This is a genomic window from Shewanella sp. 10B, from assembly GCF_023475885.1.
In the GTDB taxonomy this organism is placed as follows: Bacteria; Pseudomonadota; Gammaproteobacteria; order Enterobacterales; family Shewanellaceae; genus Shewanella; species Shewanella mangrovisoli.
This window is the reverse complement of record NZ_JAMDJO010000001.1, coordinates 544,123-569,458: the sequence shown is the minus strand read 5'-3', so window position 1 is coordinate 569,458 and position 25,336 is coordinate 544,123. Positions and strand designations below refer to the sequence as shown.

The following is a 25,336-nucleotide window of genomic DNA, read 5'->3' as shown; positions in this document are numbered from 1 at the left end:
ATAGGCTGACCTTAAAGCAACCTTTATTTGACTTGGGGTTAAATAAAGACTGCGCCCTACAAAAACAGCCAAAACCACTTAAGAACTTCAGCCAAGACTGAACGGGACAACCTATGAACTTAGTGCTCATCCTCATCGGCGTGATTGCATTTATTGTTATCGCGACCTCAAAATTTAAGCTCCATCCGTTTTTAACCTTAATTCTGGCCGCCTTTATCGCCGCCTTCGCCTACGGTTTACCGAGTGGCGATATTGCCAAAACCATCACCACAGGCTTTGGTAATATCCTCGGTTATATCGGTCTGGTGATCGTATTAGGGACTATTATCGGTATCATCCTCGAAAAGAGCGGCGCCGCCATTACCATGGCGGACGTGGTGATCAAAGTGTTGGGCAAACGTTTCCCCACACTCACTATGTCCATCATCGGTTATTTAGTGTCGATTCCGGTGTTTTGTGACTCGGGTTTCGTGATCTTAAACTCGCTTAAACAATCCATGGCCAACCGCATGAAGGTCTCGAGCGTGTCCATGAGCGTAGCGTTAGCCACTGGTCTTTATGCCACTCACACCTTTGTGCCGCCCACGCCAGGCCCTATCGCCGCGGCGGGTAACTTAGGGTTAGAGTCCAACTTAGGCTTAGTGATTGGTGTCGGTTTATTGGTTGCAGCCGTTGCCGCGCTCGCGGGGATGTTCTGGGCGAACCGTTTTGCCAGTGTTGAACCCGATGGCGAAGGCGCGGAAGAACTCAAAGCCCAAGCCGCTGATTTTGAAGCCTTAAAACAAAGCTATGGCACTCTCCCTAGCCCATTAAAGGCATTTGCACCGATTTTTGTGCCTATCCTATTAATTTGCTTAGGCTCTATCGCCAACTTCCCATCGGCACCACTGGGCAAAGAAGGCCTATTCAGCCTGTTAGTCTTCCTCGGCCAACCCGTTAACGCCCTGCTTATCGGTCTGTTCCTGTCACTACTGTTACTGAAAAGCGATAACAAGATTGCCGAGTTTAGCGAGCGCATCAGCCAAGGTTTAGTTGCAGCAGCACCGATTATTTTGATCACTGGTGCCGGTGGTGCCTTCGGCGCGGTGTTAAAAGCCACACCAATTGGCGACTACCTCGGTAGCTCACTGTCGGCGCTCGGGGTGGGTATCTTTATGCCCTTTATCGTCGCCGCCGCGCTGAAATCGGCTCAAGGTTCATCCACCGTCGCCCTAGTGGCCACTTCGGCTCTAGTCGCACCTATGCTGGGCGATATTGGTCTTGGTAGCGATATGGGACGCGTGCTAACCGTGATGGCCATTGGTGCCGGCGCCATGACAGTCTCCCACGCCAACGACAGCTTCTTCTGGGTGGTCACTCAATTTAGCCGCATGAGCGTTAAACAAGCCTATAAAGCACAAACCATGGCGACCCTTATCCAAGGCGTCACCGCAATGCTGACCGTGTATGTACTAAGCTTAGTGCTGCTCTAAGCCGCACTTTTCTCATCCTTGGGCGCACCCCTGCGCCCAAAAAGCTGTAGGATTTTGAATGAAGATAGTTATCGCCCCCGATTCCTTTAAAGAAAGCTTAAGCGCACTCGATGTGGCTAATGCGATCGAACAAGGCTTAACACAAGTGATCCCAGACTGTGAGATTGTCAAAATTCCCGTCGCCGATGGCGGCGAAGGGACGGTGCAATCTATGGTCGATGCCACTGGCGGCAGCATTGTCAATTTAGAGGTCATGGGGCCACTGGGCCATAAAGTCAAAGCCCATTACGGCATTTTAGGCCAGCAAGCCAAAGGCCCGATTGCTGTGATTGAAATGGCCTCAGCCTCGGGTTTACACCATGTACCAAGGGACAAGCGTAACCCGCTGCTCACCACCAGTTATGGTACGGGCGAGCTGATTTGTGATGCGCTTAATCGCGGGATAAAGCACATTATTTTAGGCTTAGGCGGCAGTGCGACCAATGATGGCGGCGCCGGTATGGCCCAAGCGCTGGATATTTTACTGCTGGATAAACAAGGTAAAACCTTAAGTGCGGGCGGCGCGGCGCTGTCTCAGCTTGCCAGTATCGATATGAGCCACGCCCATCCGCTACTGAAAGAATGCACGTTTGAAGTGGCCTGCGATGTCGATAATCCGCTGTGTGGCGAGCGTGGCGCTTCGGCCATATTTGGCCCACAAAAAGGCGCAACACCAGAGATGGTCAGCACCTTAGACGCAGCACTGAGTCACTATGCCGATGTGATTGCCCAAAGTGGCGTCACCGATCACCGCAACCAAGCTGGCGCGGGCGCGGCGGGCGGTATGGGCCTTGGCGTAATGGCCTTTTTAGGCGCAGAGCTTAAACCCGGTGTCGAGATTGTGATGCAAACGGTGGGACTGGCAGACAAAATTCGCGGCGCGGATCTTGTTATCACGGGCGAAGGCCGAATCGATGGCCAGACCATATTTGGCAAAACCCCGATGGGCGTCTTAAAGCAAGCGCAGCTGCAAAATATTCCGACTATCGGGATTGCGGGTTGCCTTGGCGACAATGCCAATGCCGTGCTTGAGCAAGGTATGGCGGCGATTTTCCCCATCATTCCACACTTAAGTCCACTGGACGATGTGCTGGCGAATGCCAAAACCAATCTGACCAATACTGCCCGTAATATTGGCGCGGTCTTGATGCTGGGCCAGCGCTAACTTTACCTTAGTGTTGTGATAGCTAACGACATACACCCAAGGCGCTATTCATAGCGCCTTTGTTTATTCTGTAACCCAAGCACTGACTTAAGCGGTGTTTTAGTGCTTGATGCCTAAAAGGCCTTGCAGTAAAGTGAGCTCCCTTTTTGGTAATCCGTAAACGGGTTTAAGCGCCATGTATTTGGTTATACTCTTAATCACCTTTGCGGTTTCACTATAAGAATTAATAGACGGCAAGCCCCATGACCCAAAAACTCCCTCGCCAAGCCATCGCATCCGAAGACAGTTTGATGCGGATTTTCACTGTGCCCGAAGATGCGGAATCCACCTTAAGCATTATCGAGCAGAAGCTTTCCGAGGACTTAGCGGGCTTTTTGGGTGAGAGTATTGCCGCGCTGGAAAAGCCGCTCTCCGAAATCGAAACCGATTTTCAAGCCTTTGAAATTCCAAGCCAGCCGCGTTTTGTCTCCGACTACACTGACGAAATTATGCAAAATCTCGTGGCGCATTCTGTACATACAGCGGCGCCCAGTTTTATTGGCCATATGACCTCGGCACTGCCCTATTTCGTGTTACCACTGTCGAAGATGATGGTGGGGCTGAATCAAAACTTGGTTAAAATTGAAACCTCCAAAGCCTTTACGCCGCTTGAGCGTCAAGTGCTCGGCATGATGCACCATTTGATTTACGCTCAAGATGATGATTTTTATCGTAATTGGATGCACAGCGCCAACCATTCCCTCGGCGCATTTTGCTCCGGCGGCACTGTGGCTAACATCACCGCACTGTGGATTGCCCGCAACCAATTACTCAAGGCCGATGGCGACTTTAAAGGCGTGACCAGCGAAGGCTTAATCAAGGCGCTGCGCCACTATGGCTTCGATGATTTAGCGATTCTGGTCTCCGAGCGCGGCCACTACTCTTTAGGTAAGGCCGTCGATCTGCTCGGTATCGGTCGCGACAATATCATCAGTATCCCAACCGATGGCAATAATAAAGTCGACGTTGCCAAAATGCGCGAAGTTGCCGCCGAACTGGCGAATCAACGCATCAAAGTCATGGCAATTGTTGGGGTTGCAGGCACAACAGAGACAGGCAATATCGACCCACTGCGCGAACTTGCCGCCTTAGCAAGTGAGCTAAACTGCCACTTCCATGTGGATGCGGCTTGGGGCGGCGCAAGCTTATTATCGAATAAATACCGTCACTTACTCGATGGTATTGAACTGGCGGACTCAGTCACCATCGATGCCCATAAGCAAATGTATGTCCCCATGGGCGCGGGTATGGTGCTGTTTAAAAATCCTGAGTTTGCCCATGCCATTGCCCACCACGCCGAATATATCCTGCGCCGAGGCTCTAAGGATTTAGGCAGCCAAACGCTCGAAGGCTCACGCCCCGGCATGGCCATGTTAGTGCATGCCTGCTTGCAGATTATCGGCCGCGATGGTTACGAAATCCTGATCAATAACAGCCTTGAAAAAGCCCGTTATTTTGCCGAGCAAATCGACGCACACCCCGACTTTGAGCTAGTTACCGCGCCAGAGCTGTGCCTGCTCACCTATCGTTATGTGCCCGCGGAGGTGCAGGCCGCCATGCAAGTGGCGATTGAACAAGGCGATAAAGTGAAACTCGCTCGCTTTAATGAGCTGCTCGATGGCCTAACCCAATTTATTCAAAAACACCAACGCGAACAGGGCAAATCCTTTGTCTCCCGCACCCGCATTCAACCCGCCCGCTACTTTAGACAACCCACAGTGGTGTTTCGCGTCGTATTAGCTAATCCTTTGACTAGCCATGAGATCCTGAATCAAGTGCTTATCGAGCAAGGTGAAATTGCCGCATTGGATAAAGAGTTCTTACCCGCGCTATTAGCTATGGTCAATGAATAGCGAGTGATTTAGCGCAAGCTTTAAATCTCATTCAAATACAGAATGTTAATCACAAACAGCCGCAAATATTTGCGGCTGTTTTTGTTTGCAGGCTAAATTGGCAGAAAGCTTGGTGAGATAACAAAGATAAAGCTCTTCTGTTCAGTCGTAGATACGCCGAATTCCATTGCTTCCGTGACACGCCGTGAAGCCATCCATGGCGGCTCTGCGATGATATCCATATCATCGAAGGTCACGTCCGCAATCGAATTCGCCTTAGCAAATCTCGGTGTAATCTGCGGCAACGTTTGAAAAGATGGGAGTTTAGCAGTTGTACGCATGTTCTACCCTTAACCAATCAAATGGTGAACAGACATGACGCGATTAGCGGCATCGACACGCCGACAGCAATCACCAATAAAGGCAGGTATTTTTAAATATGGATTTTCCCTTGGCATACGCTACCCCACGCAGGTTAACGTGCCAACGCTTCACAGCGTTGGCTAAGTGCGCTTATAGGTATATGGGGATGTTAGGCGGGAGAAAAGCACTTCCGTTAACGGGGACGTTTATTTTTAAATTTTTACATCAAGCTAACTTTAGTCTTACAGCTAGATCTAATCCGTCAGCACTTAGCCCAACATTGCTCCCGCTATAAATACTAATTAATTCTTTGGAGGCTAATTTATTCATCGCATCATCAATAGATACCCTGTTCAAACCTATTGCGCCTAGTTTTTCATAAATTCCAAATTTACTGATGACATCGCTAGTTTCACTTTTAGCAATATTTACAATACTTTTAAAGACTTCGGTTTCAGTAACTGAATTGAATTTGTCCCATAGCTTATGACTTTCATTTTCAGATTTATCACTACTAGAGCTATCAGAATATAACCCTTCCCATCTATGGAGCTTATCAGTAAGAGCAAGCAACTCATCTTTCATATTGTTATTTTCCAATATAAGATTAGCCACCTCATCATGAAAACGTGTGATTTCATCTACATGCTTACTAACACTCTCAGTCAAGCTCCCTACTTGACCAGTTAACTCATTAATCTTAATATCTTTATCAATTAAACGAGAGTTAATTCTCTCAATTTCTTTATTTTTCTCTGCAATCTCATCATCCTTGATTTTTATAGTCTCGATAAAGCCCCGCTCTTGACCAAGGGCGAACTTTTTAATTTTTAACGACTCATCAACAGTTAATACTTCTAACTCCTCAATTGTATTTCTGGACTGTTTCAATAAGGAAAGTTGTTTAATGTGATATTTGTAAATGTATTTTGACGGGATTGGATATATAAAAATATAAGCCAAAGCGGAAAGTAATGGGTATACAAATCCATTTGACATTAAGTAACCTAACGGCTCATAAAAAGGTGTTGAGAAAAGGCTTGTACTGATAAATATATCAATTGCGTTGTATTTTTGATATGGTTCCATTGAAGAAAACAGAACAATTAATATTTTATAATTCCATAAGCACCAAGAAACTAAAAAGCTACTCGATAATGGACTTGATACTCTGTCATATAAAGTAGCTTTAATTGAATTAGTAAATTGCTCAAACATACACGTCTCAAAGTTCATCTACAATTAACACGATGATAACGTCAACATTATGTCTTTTACTAGCGATTTTATGACGAAAATGCTTTAACGAGACACCCATTGTTAAATTTCTAAAAGTGGTTGTAAGCATTACTCGATTTTCTTTGCATGACTTGCAAACAACACAAAAGCAGAAAGAGTTCACCTCCCCTCGGAGTTGCCGCAGGGCATTAGCGTTCGTTGCGTGAGCGAGGCATGGATGCAGAGATAGCGTCAGTCGAATCAGGGACGAGCGTCTGACGCGATAGCATAAGGACGCTTAATGCCCAAGGGGCTTTCAACTCCGTTGGGGCGTCTTGGAGCATCCAAGGAGGATAGGACGAGCAGTCCTCCTTGGTCGGGTGTGGGGTGAAGCCCCACGACTTTGACTTTGCTTTTAAATAATTTAACGAGCCCCCTCCTTGGTCGACTCTTGATTATAAATCAGGGGGTGAAACCCACGATGTTGTTTTAGTCTTGAATAACAAGGTAAAACAATCATCAAAAATGAGCTGATAAATAAATGTTTTCCTTCCAGATAGTCGAGGTTTGCTCGATGTTGGTTTTTGCACCACGTCAGAGTAATCTAGCCAAAATCAATATTTAGACATTTTTATAACCAATGCAAAGGAGTTGCGATGAAATACTATTTATCGATGTTGCTCACCCTCTGTTGTCTACTGAGTCCATCCGCAAACGCGAGCCAAACTTGTGATGCTGAGTGCCAATTACCGCAAATTCATGCCTACTTTAAAGCCTTAGATAAGGTCAGCCAATCGGGTTCTAGCGAACAAGATGTCGATGATTTTCTGGGATTACTGCATCCCAATGTGAATTATATCCACCTCGAATATGGCGCTAATTTTGATAGGGCCAGTTGGCGCAGTGCCTTTATCCGCAATATTGCTCGGGGCGCCTATCAACAGCCGAAGGAGCAACGGGTATTAAATTACATTGTGGGTAAAAACCATGTCGCCGTCGAATATGCCCACGGCAGCATTCAACCCGATGGACAATGGCAGCAAGAGCTGCCCCTACTCGTCTTATTTGGCTTTACCGATGGCAAAATATCCCTGGTAAAAGAGCTGTGGTAAGGCTTATTCGATAAAGAGGGTAAACCGATACAGGCTTAAAGCTATTGAGTTGAAAAGTATCAATTAAACCATTAGATATAGGCTTTAATACACCTCACAAGAAAAGGAATGGCGATGTACTTTTTTGCGGCTTTTGGCCTATTGATGCTGTGCTTTAGCCTTGTGATGGTCGTCAGGCCTGCGGCGTTCGCGGATGGCATTATCGCATTTAGCGAGCTGCCCTACTTCCATATTGTTGAAGTGGTTAGCCGAATTATTGCGGGTGTCATTTTTATCCAATATTGCGCCGATACCCGATTTCCACAGATCATTCTTGCGATAGGCATTGTCTTACTCTGTGTGGGAATAGGCTTGGCATGTACGCCGCCGAGTAAGCATCGTAAATTTGCCCTATGGTCAGCCCAAGCGTTTAAGAATCAATTCCGCTTAATCGGTGTTGTTTCCGTCCCGCTGTCTTTGCTACTGATTTATGCTGCTGGCGTTGCCTAAAGCACAGAGATATTTCACCCAGAATTCGACGACTGTAGTACCGAGTATAAAAGCGCAAGATTCGGGTCGAGTAACCTGCCCTAACCCTTCACTATGTCTCTATCGGCGCATATTGGCCGAGGCAATCAATGGAGACATATCTATGGCAGTGTTACAGGGAAAGGTCGCAATCATTACTGGGGCAAGTTCGGGGATTGGCTATGCCACCGCAAAACGCTTCGCTCGTGAAGGCGCAAAACTGGTGCTGGGCGCGCGCCGCGGCGCCATATTGGCCTCATTGGTGGATGAGATCATCAGCCAAGGCGGTGAAGCGGTTTATCTGGCGGGCGATGTGACCGACGAGGTGTATGCCAGTGACTTAGTGGCGCTTGCCGTCGAGCAGTATGGTGGATTAGATATCGCCTTTAATAATGCCGGCATTAATGGTGAGTTAGGCGTGGATTCGGATGCGCTTAGCCGTGCCGAATGGGAAAACACTCTAACAACCAACCTTACCAGTGCATTTTTAGCGGCAAAATATCAATTACCACAAATGCTTAAACGTGGCGCAGGGTCGATTATTTTTACATCTTCCTTTGTTGGCTATACCATAGGCTTTCCGCAAACGGCGGCCTATGCGGCGAGTAAAGCGGGGATGATTGGCTTAACCCAATCCTTGGCCGTTGAGTACGGTGCGCGCGGGATTAGGGTCAATGCGCTCTTGCCAGGCGGCACAGATACGCCGATGGGGCGGGAGTTTGCTAATACCCCGGAGACCATGGCCTTTGTGAAGAATCTTCATGCCCTCAAGCGCCTCGCAGAACCCGCGGAAATCGCCCAATCGGCGCTATATCTTGCCTCCGATGCGGCCAGTTTTACCACAGGGATAGCCTTATTGGTCGATGGTGGTGTGTCCATCTGTAAAACCTAAGGAATGGATAACGATGACCCAAGATTACGAGCGAATTGCGCGTGCCATTGACTTTATTCGTCAGCATGTGGGTCATCAACCCTCACTGGCCGAGATTGCGGCGCACGTCCATTTAAGTGAATACCATTTCCAGCGGCTCTTTAGTCGCTGGGCAGGGATCACTCCCAAACGTTATTTGCAGGCCTTAACCCTAGAGCGGGCAAAACAGTTATTGCAGCAGCCGTCCCACTCGACCTTGAGTGCCAGTTATGAGTTAGGCCTGAGCAGTGGCTCGCGCTTATACGATCATTTTGTGCAACTCGAGGCGGTCACCCCCTTCGAATATCGCCAGCAGGGTTTAGGGATCAGCATTGCCTATGGCTATCATTCCACCCCCTTCGGGTTGGCCTTTATCGCCCAAACGGCACGGGGCATTTGCCAGTTTGATTTTGTCGATATGCAGCAAATTCAATCACCATTAGAACGTCTAAAGCAAAGCTGGAGTCAGGCCACCATTTATGAGGACACGGCGCAAACGGCAAGCTTAATTGATCACCTCTTTAGCCAGTACTTTGCTGACTCGAGTGCCGCAGCGCTGAATTTAACAGCACCTAATACTCAGACTATTCACCAAGCCGAGCCAGCCCCGTTATCGCTCTGGGTAAAAGGCACTAATTTTCAGCTCAATGTGTGGCGCGCCCTACTGAATTTACCTAAGGGAGAGGTCGCCTCCTACGGTGATATTGCTAAGGCCATTGGTAAGCCTAAGGCCTCACGCGCCGTCGGTACGGCGATTGGCGCTAATCCGGTGGCATTACTTATCCCCTGCCATCGAGTGCTACGTCAAAGTGGTGAACTTGGCGGTTATCGCTGGGGTGAAACCCGTAAACATGCCATATTGGCAAGGGAAGCGGCCTATTGTGAGTAAAAGATCCACCAGCGGGTTTAACTGGGCTTTTCTGTTATTAACTGTGCGCAACTCTATAACGGCGCTTGACTCTAAACTTAGCTCTACTTTTAACTGCGCGACGACCCAATTCTTAGCCATTGAATAATCAGGGAGGCAAACATGCCGACGCATTCCCCATCTCAACTGGGACCTAACCCGAATGACAAATCCCCCTTAAAAGGATTCCCTCAGGTGGGATTTCTGAAGAACTTTATTAGCCGCGACAACATTATCGTCGGCGATTACACCTATTATGATGACCCAGCTGGGCCAGAGCGTTTCGAGTCAAACGTGCTTTATCACTTTGACTTTATTGGCGATAAGCTGATTATTGGTAAATTTTGTGCCATTGCACGGGATGTTAAGTTCATTATGAATGGCGCCAATCATCAGGTGTCGGGCTTTTCCACTTATCCCTTTTATATCTTCGGCAATGGTTGGGAAAAGGCGGCACCTAAGCCCGAGGATTTACCCTTTAAGGGCGACACCCATATATGCCATGATGTGTGGATAGGTTATAACGCCACCATTATGCCCGGCGTCAACGTCGGCCACGGTGCCATTATTGCCAGCCAAGCCGTGGTCACTAAGGATGTGCCGCCCTATGCGATTGTCGGCGGCAACCCCGCGACTGTAATTAAGTTGCGATTTGCTCCCGAAGTAATAGACACATTACTCGCCATTGCGTGGTGGGACTGGCCAATTGAGAAAATCAGCGAGCATTTACCTGCCATTGTGGGCGCCGATCTTAGCCAATTAGCCCGCTTGGCCGATGAGATACACACGCGGCCCTAAGCGTTGGCGGCAGAAAACAACGCACAGAACTTCCCCAAAAACACGGCAAAGCGCAATTTTGTACAAAAGTGTCGAGGCGTTCTGGGTTACTATCTGGCAAAACAAGCGTTAAACGCCTTGGTCTTGATAAACCAACTTGCCCATTCATCCAGTCGATAAAGGAGGTCGAATGAACACTGAACATGCGGCCTACCACATCGCCAATGAACTGGGTGGCCTTGAGCTACTTAATGCCCACTACCATAAGCAAAATTTTAGTCGCCACACCCACGAAGGTTACACGGTTGGCGTAATTGAAACAGGCGCCCAGCGCTTTTATCGTACCGGTGGCAACCATGTGGCGCCAAAGCACAGCATTATTCTTGTCAATGCCGACGAAGTGCATAATGGCTGTAGCGCCACCGAAGACGGCTGGTCCTATCGTGCTATGTATCCCGTCCCTGCTCAATTTGCCAATATGACTCAGGAGTTCATTTCAAGTCGCGGCGCGCCCTATTTCCCGCAACCCGTAGTGCAGGATCCTGAGCTTGCCGAATTGCTGCGCCTCACCTTTAGCACCTTAGATACCTCGGACAATCGTCTACTGCGCGAAAGTCTGGTCTATTCGAGCCTGACGCAACTTATGGCGCGCCATGGCCGAAATTATCCTTGTGAACACTTGGGGGCAAACGCTAAACCCGCATTAGCCTTGGTGAAATCCTTTATTGACGATCATCCCGCGGCCGATATATCCCTCGAAGAGTTGGCCACACTCGCGGGATTAAGCCCCTATTATTTGCTCAGACAATTTCAACGTTGTTATGGTCTGCCGCCCCACGCCTATCAAACTCAGGCCAGAGTCAGACTGGCAAAACAGAAAATAGGCCAAGGGATCAAGCTGCTAGATGTTGCCATGGAATGCGGTTTTCATGATCAAAGCCATTTAAACCGCCATTTTAAAAAGACTGTCGGGATCACCCCTGGGCAATTTGCTAAGGGGATTGGCCGCAATATTATCCAAGCTTAAACCCTGATTTTACGTTAGCCTTAACCCCTTATATTCTTTTTATCCCAGCCGTAGTGAGGAGTCAGAGTGTCAGAACCGTATATTATCCACACCCAAACATCCAGTAAAACCAAGGCGTTTTTCAAAGGCACACTCGCCATGTTGCCACTCACCATTGCCGTGGTGCCTTGGGGGATCCTCGCAGGTTCATTCGCGATTGAGGTCGGACTGACACCAATAGAAAGTCAGGCCATGTCGGCGATTATTTTTGCGGGCGCTGCACAATTGGTCGCACTCGGCATGGTTAAGGCGGGGATTGGTCTGTGGAGCATTTTAATCACGACTTTGCTGATCACTTCGCGTCACTTGCTGTATGCCATGGCGATGCGCAGCCAAATCAGCCCCTTACCACTCAAATGGCGCCTCACTCTGGGCTTTTTATTGACCGATGAACTCTTTGCCATTGCCAACCAAGGCAAGCTGCACAAATTCGATCCTTGGTACGCGTTGGGCGGCGGCCTGAGTTTTTACCTCGGCTGGAACCTCGCCACCCTGCTCGGCATTATCGCTGGCAATGCTATCGATAACTTAGGCGAATTAGGACTCGACTTTGCCATTGCCGCGACCTTTATTGCCCTCGTGGTCCCCACAGTGAAAAAGCCGTCAATCCTAGTCTGTGTGCTGGTTTCGCTCACCTTAGCTGTGGTATGCGCCGTACTGGATATTCAGGCGGGACTGTTAATTGCCGCCCTATCGGGAATGAGCGCTGGCGTGCTCTATGCCAAAGTCACGGGCGAGGATAAGCCAGCCCCCAAAACCGACACGACCGCCACCCAAGCTGAGGAAACACTATGATCTGGTTAATGATTTTTTCAATGGCGGCGGTGGTGTTTATCAGTCGGCATTTACTGCTCGAGCCAAAACTGCCACTAAGGCTGAGTAAAAATACCCAGACCTTTTTGAGTTATTCGGCGCCCGCGGTACTCACGGCCATCTTTGCACCTATCGTATTCGTGCAGGAGGGAAAACTCGATTTAAGCTTAGATAACAGCTACTTGATATGCGCTGTGGTCGCAACGGTATTAGCATTTGTCACGCGCAATACCCTATTGACCACAGTGCTGAGCATGGGACTTTTCTTTGCTATTCATTAACCATAGCAGTGCTTGAGGCCACTTTGGCCGTTAACTTATGGCCCCAAATGGCGTAGTAAAATATCAAGCCGTAGCAAGGTAACAGTAAGAAGTACGCCATTTGGCTGTCACCTTGGCTATGGGCGATGTAGCCATAGAGCAGTGGCAGAATCGCACCGCCTGCAATCCCCATGATCAGTAGCGCCGATGCCGTGGCCGTTAAGCGCCCGAGCCCTTCAAGGGCTAATGGCCACACCGCAGGCCATACCAAGGCGTTTGCTAACCCAAGCAGGGCTAAGTAAAGCACGGGATCGGGCACGGGTAACACGCCTAACCAACCGAGTAACAGCTCAGATAAAGCTTGGCTTTGACTGTCGCTGAGCAAGACCCCGAGGGTAAATAACAAGCCCGCGATAGCCGAGCCCACTAATGCTGTTTGCTGGCTGATCCATCTTGGGATCAGCAGGATTCCGAGCACATAGCCAAGTACCATAAATCCCATGGTGTAGGAGGTCATCATGCCAAAGTGCGCAACACCTAGCCCCTGACTGAATAGACCAATACTATCGCCAGCAATCACCTCGGCGCCCACATAACAGAAGAGTGTCAGTGCCCCTAATATCACCTGCGGATATTGTAGAATCGCCTTCCAATCGGCTTGAGTTCGCTCGACTCGCTCTCCTAATTCGGGCTCTGGCAGCGGTGAAAACCACACAAAGGCCATCAACCCCAAAAGTACAAACATCATCATTAAATAGGGTTGTACTAAACGATTGGCTAATTCCGTTAACGCCAATTGGCGCTGCGCCTCGGACAGGCTGGCCAATGCCGTTTCACTGTAAGGTTCCATACCCGTTAAAATCCAGGCCGTGAAGATTATTGGCACAATAAAGCCCGCGCCCTTATTCACTATCCCCATTAAACTTATCCGCATTGCCGCACTTTCCCGTGGGCCAATACAGACAATGTAAGGATTGGCCGCCGTTTGCAGCAAGGTTAAGCCTGTACCCAACACAAATAACGCCAAGAGGAAGGTCGCAAAATGGCCTACCAAAGCCGCCACAATAAACAAGCCAGCGCCTGCCGCCATAATCCCTAAACCTAAGGTCATGCCCATCTTATAGCCAAGACGCGTGAGGATGGATGAGGTCGGCAGCGCCATCACAAAATAAGCAATGTAAAACACAAAGGTGACTAAATAGGCTTCAAACTCATTCAACTGACAGGCGATTTTTAAAAATGGGATCAAGGCTCCATTGAGCCAAGTCACAAAGCCAAACACAAAAAATAAAATCCCTATCAATAACATAGGAATAAAACTGCCCTGCGGCGAGGCCGTGGCTTGGGTACTGTCGGACGTGAATTTCATCGTTTCACCTTTTGTTATTGGTTTATTGTTATTTTGCTTGTTGAATGGGCCATGGGTTGAGTACTTAGCTCACCCAAATAAATGCCGCTTTAGTTATTGTTTTAATTGATATATCGATAACTTATGCAAACCGTGCCTGCTCGGCTTGATACAACAACTCCCCTGCAATCCAGACAGCTAAAACTCTCTGCTCGTCATCCAGCCAGACCCAATCCGCCTGTTTACCTTCGGCAATATCCCCCAATTGCGGCCGCTGAATAAACTCGGCTGGCGTGCGTGTCGCCATCTGTACTGCGTTGCTAAGGCCAAGATTGAGTTCGGTGACGGCATAACGCACAGCGCTTGCCATATCCAGCACTGAGCCCGCTAAGGAACCATGCTGGTCCCTCAGCGTCATCCCTTCGCGAACCACTTTGCCATCGAAGAACTGAAATTCCGTTTGATCGCTCCCTAAGGGCGACATGGCATCGGTGACTAACATCAGATGCTCAGCACCCTTTGCTCGCCACGCCGCCAATGCCGAAATGGGGTGCACATGTTGACCATCGAGAATAATTCCGCAGTAGGTGTTTTCACTGGCAAATGCCGCACCCACCATGCCCGGCTCGCGGGACGTCAGTGCCGACATGCCGTTGTAGAGGTGTGTAAAACCCGATGCGCCAGCCTCAATGGCCTTAAGCACTGTCTCACCATCGGCATTCGAATGCCCAAGGCTGACAATGGCGCCGGAGGCCACGAGGCGTTTGATTTGTTCTGGAGTGGCAGATTCTGGCGCTAGGGTGATGAGCCTGACACCGAGATCTTGCCTTAAGTACAGCTGCCACTCGCGTTCAGTGATGCCGCGTAAATGTGCGGGAGGGTGACAACCGCGTTTTGCGAGCGACAAATGCGGGCCTTCAAAGTGGATACCGATAATCCCTGGAACTTGGCAATCTATCGCCTCGGCCACCGCATCGGCCGCCGCCTGCATCACCTCAATATCGTCGGTGATCACCGTCGGTAGCATGGCCGTGGTCCCAAACTGGCGATGGGCCTGCATCATCAACCTTAAGGTTTCCAACGTCGGTACATGATTGAACATCACGCCCCCACCACCATTGACTTGGGTATCGATAAATCCCGCTACCAGCGTGCCAGAGGTCAATCGGTAATGTGGTTTATCCGCTGTACACTCTGTCGGTATTGTGGATTTAAGGCCGCAAATAATGCCATTCGACACCTCAATCGCGCAGTGCTCTGTGAGATTGCCTTGAGTTAGCACCTTAGCGCCGTCGGCTATCAGCATAAAATCCGTATTAGGCTTCATAGCTTATCCCCGCATCGAGCCCGTGGCCGAGCAAGGCCGCGCCGCGCACGCCACTGGCCGAACCGAAGTCGGCCAATTTAAATTGCGGCAACGTTACGCCATCAAATAGATGGGCCTTAGTCGCTTGGGGTAAGAAAGCGAGAATTTCTTTCACCTCGGATAATCCGCCGCCCAACACGATAATATCCGGGTCCATCGCCAGCACTAATGAAGCCATTAAGCTGCCGAGAATATCCATATAAGTTTCAAAGGTTTTGATGGCGAGCGGGTCGTTGCGGCGCAGTGCACTCAGCCATGCAAAGGTATCGGCCGTTTGCCCCGCGATATCTTGGTAGAGTCTGCCAAGTCCAGTGCCTGACACATAGGTTTCGGCGCAGCCCTCAAGCCCACAGCCACAGGCATAGAGCGGCAGTTGATGTCGACGGGCAACATTGGCGCTCACGCCTTGATGACCAAACTCTCCGGCGAGTCGGTTTGCGCCGAGATATAACTTGCCATCGATACATAACCCCCCGCCAGTGCCGGTGCCGAGAATCATCCCCAGTACGCGGGAGTATCCCCTGCCTACCCCGAGTACCGCTTCGGAGAGGGCAAAACAGCGGCAATCGTTACCAATTGCCACGGTCCGATTGAGCAACTGAGCAAGATCATGGGCAACACGGCGTTGATTAAGGCAAGGCACATTACTCGAAATCACAGTCCCATCGGCTTTCACTACCCCGGGGAGCGCAATCCCAACGGTACCGCGCTCACCACATTGCTGATCCGCCTTTTCGATTTGCTCGGCCAGCGTTGCCATAAAGGCACAGTAGTCCTGCCTAGGAGTACTTAAACGCCACTTGTCCTGTAGCGCTAATTGAGTATCAAAAATCGCTAACTCAATCTTTGTTCCACCTATATCTAAACCGTAATACATGCCCTTGCCCTTATTTATATTTATTTTACAAAGGGATATACATTGACACCCTGCACAACTCGATTGACTTGCCCCGTAGGACAAGGATTATCCGGCGATACTTTTAGTTGAATCGCTTTATAGATGGCTAGGATTTGACACCACAAAATAAAGGGTAATCCCAACCAGACTTCGTTAAGGCCACTGCTGCCAGTTAACAATTCTTCGGAGAGCGTCAATACAGATAATGCTTGATTATCTCGCTTAAGCTCTTGAATTAAATCGTTATCATATTGACGAGCATAGGGATCCGACGACACCATCACTAGCACTTGCGTATGACTATCGACTAAAGATTTTGGCCCATGGCGAAACCCGAGTGGGCTCTCAAAGGCACTCACCACTTGCCCAGCGGTGAGTTCAAGGTACTTAAGCGCCGCCTCTTGGGCGATGGCCTTAAGTGGCCCGCCCCCGAGGAACACCACCCGCTTGCTGGGCTGCTCGGATTGCAGACGGATGTCAGCTAACCGCTCAGTTAAGATGTGCTCGGCCATCTCGATGCATTGCGTCAACACCTGAGAATTTGGCGCAAAAATCAACAAGGTTGCCAAGTACATACAGGTAAAACTGCTGGTCATGGCAAAACTCACGTCGTGGGTTTCATCGGGCAACTTATACAAGTAGCAGTGGGATTTGTCGGCGCAATAGCTGGCGAGCTTTCCCTGACCATTACAGGTGATCGCCAGATGGTAACAATCATCGACCAATTGCTCCGCCAGTTCGACCGCCGCCATACTCTCGGGGCTGTTTCCCGAGCGGCCATAGGAAATCAACAGTGTAGGAATATTGCCCCGCAGATACAGCTCTGGATGACTCACAATATCCGTGGTGCTGATGGCTTCAACTTGTTGGGTTGCCAAAGGTAAATGCTGCTGAATATGGGCCGCGAGCACATCTCCTATATAGGCCGACGTCCCTGCCCCAGTGAGGATAATCCTTAACTGCGGCTTTGCCAGAATCGGCGTCAACCAAGCTGCAATAGTGCGATTATCACTGTGCTGCTCGCTCACTTTGCGCCACATTTTCGGCTGCTGGCTGATTTCCTTCGCCGTCCAAAAGGCGCCATATTGGGTTAATTGCTCTGCACTCAATAACAGGTTGCTATCTTCATGTTCGAATGGAGAAAGAGGACTGGTTAACATCAAAATATCATCCCTTTAAAGGTGATTGCATCACAGGAAGCTGGCAGGCATTGGCGTAATCGGCCAATACTTCGGTAATTTTATGCAGCACGAGTTCACGGGCCGTGGGCTTAAGTTCCCCCGCCAACACCGCCGTATACTGGTTAGGTAGATACTGACTGATCAGCGGTAGAGGAATGCTCTGGGCTAAGTTGTTCAATAGCTGCTCGACCTTGTTTTGCAGACTCGGCCAGTAGTAACGCACTCGGTCACTAAAGCTAAAGCCCAGTTGCCACTTTAATGCCTCGTTGTCGGCATAAAACCCTTGCCAATACTTAGGGTTATCTCGCATCAATTCAAAACAGCTTTGACGCAAATCCGAGCATTGTTCAGGCTGGCACAGCACATTTTCGATATGGGACAGGGCAAACAAGGCCTCACGCAGAGCAAAGGTAAGCTGTGGGCCCACTTTTAAAATCGCGAAATGCTGCTGCACTAAGGCTTGATACCCCATGCTGAGCTGATAATCGGTCGAATGCGCCTCAAACACTAATCTGGGATAACCGCGAATGAACTCACTTTGGGCATGGGTTGCCTCGGGTTCAAACAAATGCACTTGGCTGTTATCAAACTCCACCCCAGGCTGAACGACGACCGCAATCACCTTTTGCCAAACCTCCTCACCCAGCCCTGCCGCAGCAAAGGCATCGCGGTGACAATTTAAGGTATGTTCAATGGCACTGACGGGCGTGACTGCAAGTTCGGCCTCCATCTCACTCACACCGCCGGGCGCCGGCACTTCAGTGCCTATCACATAACAGAGTGCTTGCTCGGGTGCACGGTGGGCTTCGGCCACAGCACAGAGCCGCGCCGCACGTGCAGCTATGAGTTCATCCGCTAAGGGAAGCACATCACCGCCGCAGGCCATACTGGTGTCGAGGTGGATTTTGGTAAATCCCGCCTTAACATATTCGGCGATAAGGTTTTCCGCCAATTGCATCGCCTCTTCGGCTGCTTGCTGGCACCAAACGACGGGGCCCAAGTGGTCGCCACCAAAGAGTAACTGCGACGGATTAAGGCCAAGTTCGACGGCCATTTGAGTGACGAAGTCGATGAAATCCTGTGGTTTCATCCCGGTATAACCGCCAAACTGATTCACTTGGTTGGCGGTCGCCTCGATAAGTAGGGGCGTGCCATTCGCCTTTGCCTGCAAGAGCGCCGCCTGTAACACCAAGGGCTGGGCCGAGCAGACGGCAAAAATGCCCGCCTGCTGACCTGCTTTATTGGCGTCAATGATAGTTTGAATCACTGACATAGCGCTTACCCCACAATGCCGAGGGGTTTCGCGGTTTGCCACACGCCACGGGTAAAGTCTGGGAAGTCCTTGGAGTTACCACGGTCACCGACTGAGGCCACCGACAAGGGGAATACCGCCGACCATGCCGCGCCGTCGTACACATCCTGATCCAGTGCCTCGCCATTACGCAGGCAGTAAATCATCCGCCAGCACATCAAGAAGTCCATGCCACCGTGGCCGCCATTTTCCTCCGCCTCTTTGCCCATTCGGGTCCACAGAGGATGGTCATATTTGGCGTACCATGAGTCCATGTTTTCATCCCACTCGTGATAACTACTAGAGCCACCGTTTTCCAAGGCGATACGATTAGGGAAACCTGCAAACACACCATTTGTCCCTTGGATCAAGTTGTGGCGGCTGTAAGGACGAGGCGTGGTCGTATCATGCTGCACCATGATGCTGCGACCTTTTACCGTCTTAATCAGACTGGTGTTCATGTCGCCACCAATGTACTTGAGTTGGTTACGTTGATGATCCGCAGGGAACTCACGTTTGGCATACGCTGCGCGACCTAATGAAGGAGAGCTCACAGAGGTTAAATAGTCTAAACGGTCACCGCGGTTGATATTCATATACTGGGCGACGGGGCCTAAACCATGGGTGGGATAGAGGTTACCATTGTATTTTGCATGGTAAGCCGTACGCCAAGAGCCTGTTTTACGGTCGATTTCCTTCATCTGCCAGCGCAGTTCGTGAATATAGGCCGCCTCACCGTGGAGCAGTTCACCGAATAGCCCTTGGCGCACCATGTTCAGCACCATCAGCTCATCACGGCCGTAACAGACGTTTTCCATCATCATGCAGTTGCGTTGGGTCAGCTCGGCGGTATCCACTAGATCCCACAGCTCTTCAATCGTGCCCGCCATCGGGACTTCGACGAAGGCATGCTTGCCCGCTAACATGGCTTCTTTCGCCATGGGGTGATGCCAGGCCCATGGTGTGGCAATCACGACGATATCCACATCATCACGGCTTAACAGATCGCGGTACGCATGGTCGCCCTTGCTAAAATAAGCAGGTTTATCACGTCCATATTCGTTAATAGCTTTTTCAGCGCGGGCCAGCACTAAGGTATCGGTATCACAGATGGCGGTAATGCGGGCACCTTCGATACGGCTGAAATGATGCACAAACCCGATGCCGCGCTCACCCACCCCGATTAACCCCACTCGAACCTCATCCATTTTGGGCACGACCAGCCCCATCACAGATTTACCCGCAGCCTTAGGTGTTGTGCCTGTAGCACGTTCACTGCTGGCACAGGCCGCCAGAGCCGTTGCCGCAGCGGTTACCATAGAAGCCTTTAAAAACGAACGACGATCAAAACCCGACATAGTAATTCCCCGTTATAAATTAGCTTTCTCAATGAGGTGTAGTTGCACACCTTGTTTAGTTAATTCATCAACATAGCGCTCTGGGATCCCGGTATCTGTCACTAGGCGCGTAATACGGCGACTGCTGCAAATAACGTGGAATGCTTGTTGATCAAACTTTGATGAGTCAGTCACAACGATAATTTCACTCGCTATCTCACACATCATTCGGTTGAGGCTGGCCTCTTTTTCAAAGTGAGTGGTTAATCCCACCCGCAAATCGAAACCATCTACCCCTAAAATCAACTTGTTAAAGTTGTAATCCCGCAGGCTGTTCTCGGCGATATTGCCGTAGAACGACAACGATTTTTTACGTAACAGTCCGCCGGTTAACATCACCTCCACTTCATCGGCCTTAGCCAATTCAGTGGCGATATTCAGGCCATTGGTCATCACGATCAGATCCTTATGCTCCATCAGGTTCGCCGCCACCTGTTGGGTGGTCGTCCCCGAGTCGAGCAATAAGCGATCGCCGTTTTGCACCAAGGCCGCTGCCGCCTTACCTAACTCTTGCTTTAAGGCCGAATGGCAACTGCCCTTCTCCTTGAGTGATAACTCCCGGATCAACTCACTGTTGACCATAGCGCCGCCGCGGGAGCGCACCAGTAACTGCTTCTGATCCAACATGGCTAAATCACTGCGGATCGTGACTTCAGATACCCCAAAGTGTTCTGCGAGTTCGGCAACAGAGACCTTTCCCTGTAACTGTGTCATTCGCACAATTTCCTGCTGCCTTTCTATCGTGTTCAAAGTACTCACAAGCTTCTCCATTCTTTCGATTAACTATCGACTGAAAGGTAACATGCCAAGAACAACTTTCAAACACTTTCGAAATTATTTTTCACCACTGCAAAAATAAATAACAAAATTAACAATAACTTACGCATCTTTAGCTCAAGTTTTTGCCATAAGTTGATTTTCATCATGCATGAATGTGAAACTTTTTGAAAGTATTTTTACATTTTTTTATTGATCGATCACAGAATTTAACTCTATAAATAAGACTTCGAAAGGTTTGCGCAGTTTCTTTCGCTTTCGAAATTGTGTTAAAAGACACGGCAACGACCGTGCATCACACTCATGCGGGGATACTATGAAACTCTTAACCACCAAGCCTGCCGCGATTGCCCTAGCTATCGCAGCGGCTCTGACAGCAACTCACAGCGCTGCCAATGAAATACCAGCAGAGCAACAAACCGAAACGAAAGAGCAAGTTCAAGCGAAGGATACTGCGCAAGCCCAGGATGCCGAGGTCGAACGCATTCAGGTAACAGGGATCAGAAACAGTATTAAGGAAGGGATGTTCCTAAAGCAGAATGCCGTGAGCGTGGTCGACCTTGTGGTCGCCGATGACATTGGTAAATTTCCAGATGAAAACTTAGCCGAGGCGCTACAGCGCATTCCTGGGGTAACCATTACCCGTAACGGCGGCGAAGGACAAAATATTCTGGTTCGTGGCCTTGGCGATGGTTATAACGTCACCACCCTCAATGGCCGTAAACTAGCCTCAGAAAATGCGGGCCGAGACTTTAACTTCGACACCATCGCCTCGGAGCTGGTGAACGTGCTGGCAGTGTATAAGTCACCCGAAGCCAGACTGACCGAAGGTGGCATTGGTGCTATCGTCGATATCCAAACCCGTAAACCGCTGGATTTAGAAGGCCGTACCATTCAAGCCTCCGCTAAGGGTATTTACGAATCCCGTACCGAGGACATTCATCCCCACGCCTCACTGATCATCGGTGATAAGACGGATGACGATAGTTTTGGCGCGCTGATCTCGGCGGTATATTCCCGTAAAACCCTGCGGGCAGATACCTATTCGGCCGAGGGTTTCTTCGATGAAGATGAAGGCTGGGGCGTCGACAGTGCCGGGGTGCCAGTCGATACCAATAATAATGGCGTGATCGATCCAGGTGAGATTTATGCCTCTAAGATCCCAAGCTATATGTATTTTGCAAACGCCCAAGACGTGCGTGAACGCGTAGGTGGCACACTCGCCCTACAATGGCGCCCATTGGATAATCTCGACATCAACTTCGACGGCCTCTATTCGCGCTACAATACCGATGGCCATAAATACCAAATCGGCTTCGTGAACTACGACGAAGAATGGACGCCGGGCACTCCGCTATTTACCGACGCCATATTTGACGATCAGGGCCGTGTGGTGAGCATGAACCAAACGGGCGATAACACTATGGTTGAATTGCTCAACCTCAGTACCCCAAGAAAAACCGATACCTACCAAATGGGCCTTAAAGCCGACTGGTATGTCATGCCCAATTGGTCAATTACCGCCGATGTCGCCTACTCCGCCGCGCAAAATGCCAATAATGGCGATAACCGCTTCGTGGTGGCCCGTGGCTTTGTCGACGGCATCGACATCGATTACACCCGTGGCAATATGTTGCCCGATGTAGTGATAAGCCCAGGCCTGAGCGCCGATCAAAAATACGGTGCCCACTACAGCCGTAACAGTGGTGTCGATGTGGACGATAAAATTACCGACATTAAACTTACCAGCCAATACATCCCCGATGAAGGCATCATCAGCAAGGTCGATTTTGGCGTCAATTATGTCAAGCAAATGAAGAAGCAGACCGAATTTGCTTCCGCTAACTCCAGCCAATTCAGCCGTGGTGGCTATTACCTCACCCGCGACGGTTATACCTTCGATAACAGCACTGTCTTTACCCAGGGTGAATTTGAACTGTTCCAAATTCCTTCGAGCGTATTTGTGCCCGCCAACTTCGATAACTTCCTCGATGGTGAAAACAGTATCTCCCCAGAGCCATGGCCAAGCTTCGACTACGACAAACTGCTTGAATACTACCGCAGCATTAACCAAGAAGCGGCGGATAAGAGCATTGTCGCTAGCCTCAATAAGGCTGGAAGCTATGAAGTCACAGAAGCAGTGACCTCCGCCTATGTGCAGGTGAATATCGAAGAGGAAATTTTCGATCTGCCTTATATGTTGAACTTAGGCCTCAGAGCCAGCCAGACTAAAGTCACCTCCGACGGTTATGCCTATGATTTAGCTAAGGTTGAATTAGACAGTGCCGGCCAACCCACCAACAACGATTGGAAAAACGTCGTCCAAGCTAGTTACGACGATAGCTATACCAATGTGTTGCCGAGCATGAACTTTAAGCTCAATTTGCAGGATGACTTGCTGCTACGTGTCTCCGCCGCCGAAGTGTTAAGCCGTCCGTCACTGTATGCGCTGCGTGTCTGGGCTGCACCGAGTTTCACGACCCGTGAGAATGGTTTACCGACACTGACACGCGGTAATCCAAGTGTCGCCCCCGAAAAGGCGCGCCAAGGGGATATCTCCCTCGAATGGTATTTCCACGAGAGTAGCTCACTGAGCGGTGCCATCTTTATCAAAGACATTGAATCCTTTATCACCGACGAAAAAGGGCCTCAAATGGTTGAAGGGACTGAATATTATGTCACTCAACCCGTGTCGGGTAAGTACGGTGCCAAAGTGCAAGGGGTGGAAGCCGCATGGCAGCAATCCCTCGACGAATACCTGCCAGAGCCCTTTAATGGTCTAGGTTTCCAGCTGAACTACACCTATGTGGACAGCAGCTATGATGATCCCGAAATCGATGCGAAAGGCTTACCCTTTAAGGGCATGTCGAAAAACTCTTACAACGCCGTTCTTTACTATGAGCAATACGGTCTGCAGGCCAGGGTTGCCTATAACTGGCGCAGTAAGTTTTTGGTCGATCCCGAAGCTTGGGGTGGTCCAGCTTGGATCCAAGACTACGGCCAGCTCGATGCTAGCGCGAGTTATGATATTTTCGAAAATGTGTCGATTTTCGCCGAGGCTTCTAACCTGACCAATAACCGTTATTCGGGTTATGTGAAGTATGAAGACCAAGTGAATTATCTAGAGCGTTTTGGTACCCAAATCGCCCTCGGGATCCGCGGCAGTTTCTAACCGAAATCAATAAAGTTAATCAACATAAAGCCACTCATTGAGTGGCTTTATTTTTCGGCTTCACGCTCGCGCATCTGAGCATCCATCAGGCAAATATAATCCTCTAATTCCTGCCCGGGCGTCGGGTCAAAATGGCGGTTAAGCCTTAATAATCCAGTGATACGATCGACCCGAAAGTTACGAAAATCTTGGCGTAATTCACACCAGGTTAGCAAGGTCCAAGTGCCACGCCAAAAATAGATGGCGAGCGGTCGCACTTCGCGCTCGGTCAGGGCTTTATTCACATCTTGATAGAAGAGTTTGACGTATTCACGGCGCTGTGCCGCATTACGCAGCGGATCGAGAAACTGAAACTCGTTGGAATCTAAATAAAAATCCGGCGAAAACATCAAGGATTGATAGGCTTGCAAACGCTTAGGTAGCACGGCTTCCACTTTTATCATCGCCTGACGCGCCGCACTGCCAAGCTCTTTGCCGCCCCATGTTTGCACCATACGCATGCCGACTTGAATCGCTTCTAATTCGGCCTCGTTAAACATCAGTGGCGGCACATTCACTTCGTGGCGTAATAGATAGCCCACGCCCGCCTCCCCTTCAATGGGAATGCCGCTCAAACACAAATCCTGCACATCGCGGTACACTGTGCGGGTCGAGACTTCTAAACGATCCGCCAACTCTTGGGCGGTCGTCAGTCGTCGATGTTTAAGAATTTGCACTATTTGAAATAGGCGGTCGGCACGGCGCATGGACAGTAATCACACCTCAAATTAGCTTGGCTGCGAAAGTTAAGGGATCTTACCCGCTAAAGTGGGCTAGCCCAAGCGATAGTGTATTGGCACAGTGTTATGGATTCGGCCTACACGATCCCGATATAAATCTCGACCTTATCGGCACTTCGATACACTTCAAAATCCGTTTGATAATCACGCTGATGCGAACAATCAGGCGCACTAAAGTAGCGCCAAATCTGTCCCCAAAGATCAACCACACAGTGGGGCATTTCCCCTTGCGCACTGAACTTAAGGTAGTTTCCTTCCCGCAGCTGCAACGCCGTAAAAGGGCCGTTCTCGCTGACAGATTCAACACTTTTACCCACTAAAACGGAATAGTCTCCTGTCATATCGGATTCATAGTCGTAGTAGACCCCATACATGGGAGAGTCGAGCATCGCCGTGAGTTGTGATGATTCAAAGAATGTCTGCCAAAGCGCTGCAATCTTGCCGCCCTCAGCCGCCATTTCGGTGTTATTATTGGTGCGCGTACTCAACCCAAGCATAGGTTGAGCCGCCATAAAAACCTGTTCCATTATCCTTTACCTTCATCACTGAAATATGCTGTTGCTTGTTTAAGGCTATCGCGAGACGTTATTGCACGCCGCTATTATCCGCAGAACTGACTGTATCCACTCAAATTAAGGATCGGCATA

The 25,336-nt window shown here is 49.7% G+C and carries 23 protein-coding genes; 12 read left to right on the top strand and 11 right to left on the bottom strand.

Annotated elements, in window-relative coordinates; genetic code table 11:
• Positions 1-113 precede the first annotated feature (113 nt).
• The 3 genes from M0415_RS02350 (at position 114) to panP (ending at position 4,568) form a co-directional block, all read left to right on the top strand.
• Positions 114-1,472, top strand: coding sequence for a GntP family permease (locus M0415_RS02350; protein ID WP_220053407.1), 1,359 nt, complete (start codon positions 114-116; stop codon positions 1,470-1,472).
• 58 nt (positions 1,473-1,530) lie between these two features.
• On the top strand, positions 1,531-2,676 hold the full coding sequence (locus M0415_RS02345) for a glycerate kinase (RefSeq protein WP_249555808.1): 1,146 nt from the start codon (positions 1,531-1,533) through the stop codon (positions 2,674-2,676).
• Positions 2,677-2,918: 242 nt separating this feature from the next.
• The gene (gene panP / locus M0415_RS02340) at positions 2,919-4,568 is read left to right on the top strand and encodes a pyridoxal-dependent aspartate 1-decarboxylase PanP (protein ID WP_249555809.1); all 1,650 of its coding nucleotides are present in this window, start codon (positions 2,919-2,921) and stop codon (positions 4,566-4,568) included.
• Between the two features lie 92 nt (positions 4,569-4,660).
• On the opposite strand, the gene M0415_RS02335 is transcribed toward panP, so the two are convergent.
• Positions 4,661-4,888: a hypothetical protein gene (locus M0415_RS02335; RefSeq protein WP_249555810.1), complete on the bottom strand. Its 228-nt coding sequence runs from the start codon at positions 4,886-4,888 to the stop codon at positions 4,661-4,663.
• A 247-nt stretch (positions 4,889-5,135) separates the two neighbouring features.
• A complete protein-coding gene (locus tag M0415_RS02330) occupies positions 5,136-6,128 on the bottom strand; it encodes a hypothetical protein (RefSeq protein WP_249555811.1) in 993 nt (330 codons plus the stop codon).
• Between the two features lie 656 nt (positions 6,129-6,784).
• Between M0415_RS02330 and M0415_RS02325 the strand changes: the two genes are divergently transcribed.
• The 8 genes from M0415_RS02325 to M0415_RS02290 all read left to right on the top strand — a co-directional run bounded on the left by M0415_RS02325 (position 6,785) and on the right by M0415_RS02290 (position 12,501).
• Positions 6,785-7,240: a nuclear transport factor 2 family protein gene (locus tag M0415_RS02325; RefSeq protein WP_249555812.1), complete on the top strand. Its 456-nt coding sequence runs from the start codon at positions 6,785-6,787 to the stop codon at positions 7,238-7,240.
• Positions 7,241-7,354: 114 nt separating this feature from the next.
• On the top strand, positions 7,355-7,729 hold the full coding sequence (locus M0415_RS02320) for a hypothetical protein (protein WP_249555813.1): 375 nt from the start codon (positions 7,355-7,357) through the stop codon (positions 7,727-7,729).
• 142 nt (positions 7,730-7,871) lie between these two features.
• The gene (locus M0415_RS02315; RefSeq protein ID WP_249555814.1) at positions 7,872-8,639 is read left to right on the top strand and encodes an SDR family oxidoreductase; all 768 of its coding nucleotides are present in this window, start codon (positions 7,872-7,874) and stop codon (positions 8,637-8,639) included.
• Positions 8,640-8,652: 13 nt separating this feature from the next.
• On the top strand, positions 8,653-9,546 hold the full coding sequence (locus M0415_RS02310; protein WP_249555815.1) for a bifunctional transcriptional activator/DNA repair enzyme AdaA: 894 nt from the start codon (positions 8,653-8,655) through the stop codon (positions 9,544-9,546).
• Positions 9,547-9,687: 141 nt separating this feature from the next.
• A complete protein-coding gene (locus M0415_RS02305) occupies positions 9,688-10,362 on the top strand; it encodes a Vat family streptogramin A O-acetyltransferase (protein WP_249555816.1) in 675 nt (224 codons plus the stop codon).
• Positions 10,363-10,531: 169 nt separating this feature from the next.
• Entirely contained in the window at positions 10,532-11,368 is an 837-nt protein-coding gene (locus M0415_RS02300) for an AraC family transcriptional regulator (RefSeq protein ID WP_249555817.1), read from the top strand.
• Positions 11,369-11,506: 138 nt separating this feature from the next.
• Complete coding sequence (locus tag M0415_RS02295) at positions 11,507-12,202, top strand: AzlC family ABC transporter permease (RefSeq protein WP_244096623.1); 696 nt, start codon at positions 11,507-11,509, stop codon at positions 12,200-12,202.
• Entirely contained in the window at positions 12,199-12,501 is a 303-nt protein-coding gene (locus tag M0415_RS02290) for an AzlD domain-containing protein (protein WP_011623281.1), read from the top strand. The genes M0415_RS02295 and M0415_RS02290 overlap by 4 nt, the downstream gene beginning before the upstream one ends.
• Here M0415_RS02290 and M0415_RS02285 read toward each other — a convergent pair.
• The 7 genes from M0415_RS02285 to agaR form a co-directional block, all read right to left on the bottom strand.
• The gene (locus tag M0415_RS02285) at positions 12,491-13,849 is read right to left on the bottom strand and encodes a sugar MFS transporter (protein ID WP_249555818.1); all 1,359 of its coding nucleotides are present in this window, start codon (positions 13,847-13,849) and stop codon (positions 12,491-12,493) included. The genes M0415_RS02290 and M0415_RS02285 overlap by 11 nt on opposite strands.
• 121 nt (positions 13,850-13,970) lie before the next feature.
• On the bottom strand, positions 13,971-15,155 hold the full coding sequence (gene agaAII, locus M0415_RS02280; protein WP_249555819.1) for an N-acetylgalactosamine-6-phosphate deacetylase AgaAII: 1,185 nt from the start codon (positions 15,153-15,155) through the stop codon (positions 13,971-13,973).
• On the bottom strand, positions 15,145-16,071 hold the full coding sequence (gene agaK / locus M0415_RS02275; protein WP_249555820.1) for an N-acetylgalactosamine kinase AgaK: 927 nt from the start codon (positions 16,069-16,071) through the stop codon (positions 15,145-15,147). The genes agaAII and agaK overlap by 11 nt, the downstream gene beginning before the upstream one ends.
• A gap of 20 nt (positions 16,072-16,091) precedes the next feature.
• Entirely contained in the window at positions 16,092-17,252 is a 1,161-nt protein-coding gene (gene agaS, locus M0415_RS02270; RefSeq protein WP_249555821.1) for a D-galactosamine-6-phosphate deaminase AgaS, read from the bottom strand.
• Between the two features lie 7 nt (positions 17,253-17,259).
• Positions 17,260-18,546: a class II D-tagatose-bisphosphate aldolase, non-catalytic subunit gene (locus M0415_RS02265; protein WP_249555822.1), complete on the bottom strand. Its 1,287-nt coding sequence runs from the start codon at positions 18,544-18,546 to the stop codon at positions 17,260-17,262.
• Positions 18,547-18,551: 5 nt separating this feature from the next.
• Complete coding sequence (locus tag M0415_RS02260) at positions 18,552-19,922, bottom strand: Gfo/Idh/MocA family protein (RefSeq protein ID WP_249555823.1); 1,371 nt, start codon at positions 19,920-19,922, stop codon at positions 18,552-18,554.
• 12 nt (positions 19,923-19,934) lie between these two features.
• On the bottom strand, positions 19,935-20,720 hold the full coding sequence (gene agaR / locus M0415_RS02255; RefSeq protein ID WP_011623288.1) for a transcriptional repressor AgaR: 786 nt from the start codon (positions 20,718-20,720) through the stop codon (positions 19,935-19,937).
• Between the two features lie 334 nt (positions 20,721-21,054).
• Between agaR and M0415_RS02250 the strand changes: the two genes are divergently transcribed.
• On the top strand, positions 21,055-23,910 hold the full coding sequence (locus tag M0415_RS02250; RefSeq protein ID WP_249555825.1) for a TonB-dependent receptor: 2,856 nt from the start codon (positions 21,055-21,057) through the stop codon (positions 23,908-23,910).
• Positions 23,911-23,957: 47 nt separating this feature from the next.
• Here M0415_RS02250 and M0415_RS02245 read toward each other — a convergent pair whose 3' ends face one another.
• A complete protein-coding gene (locus M0415_RS02245; protein ID WP_011717588.1) occupies positions 23,958-24,656 on the bottom strand; it encodes a helix-turn-helix transcriptional regulator in 699 nt (232 codons plus the stop codon).
• 110 nt (positions 24,657-24,766) lie between these two features.
• The gene (locus M0415_RS02240; RefSeq protein WP_249555826.1) at positions 24,767-25,216 is read right to left on the bottom strand and encodes a GyrI-like domain-containing protein; all 450 of its coding nucleotides are present in this window, start codon (positions 25,214-25,216) and stop codon (positions 24,767-24,769) included.
• Between the last annotated feature and the right edge of the window lie 120 nt (positions 25,217-25,336).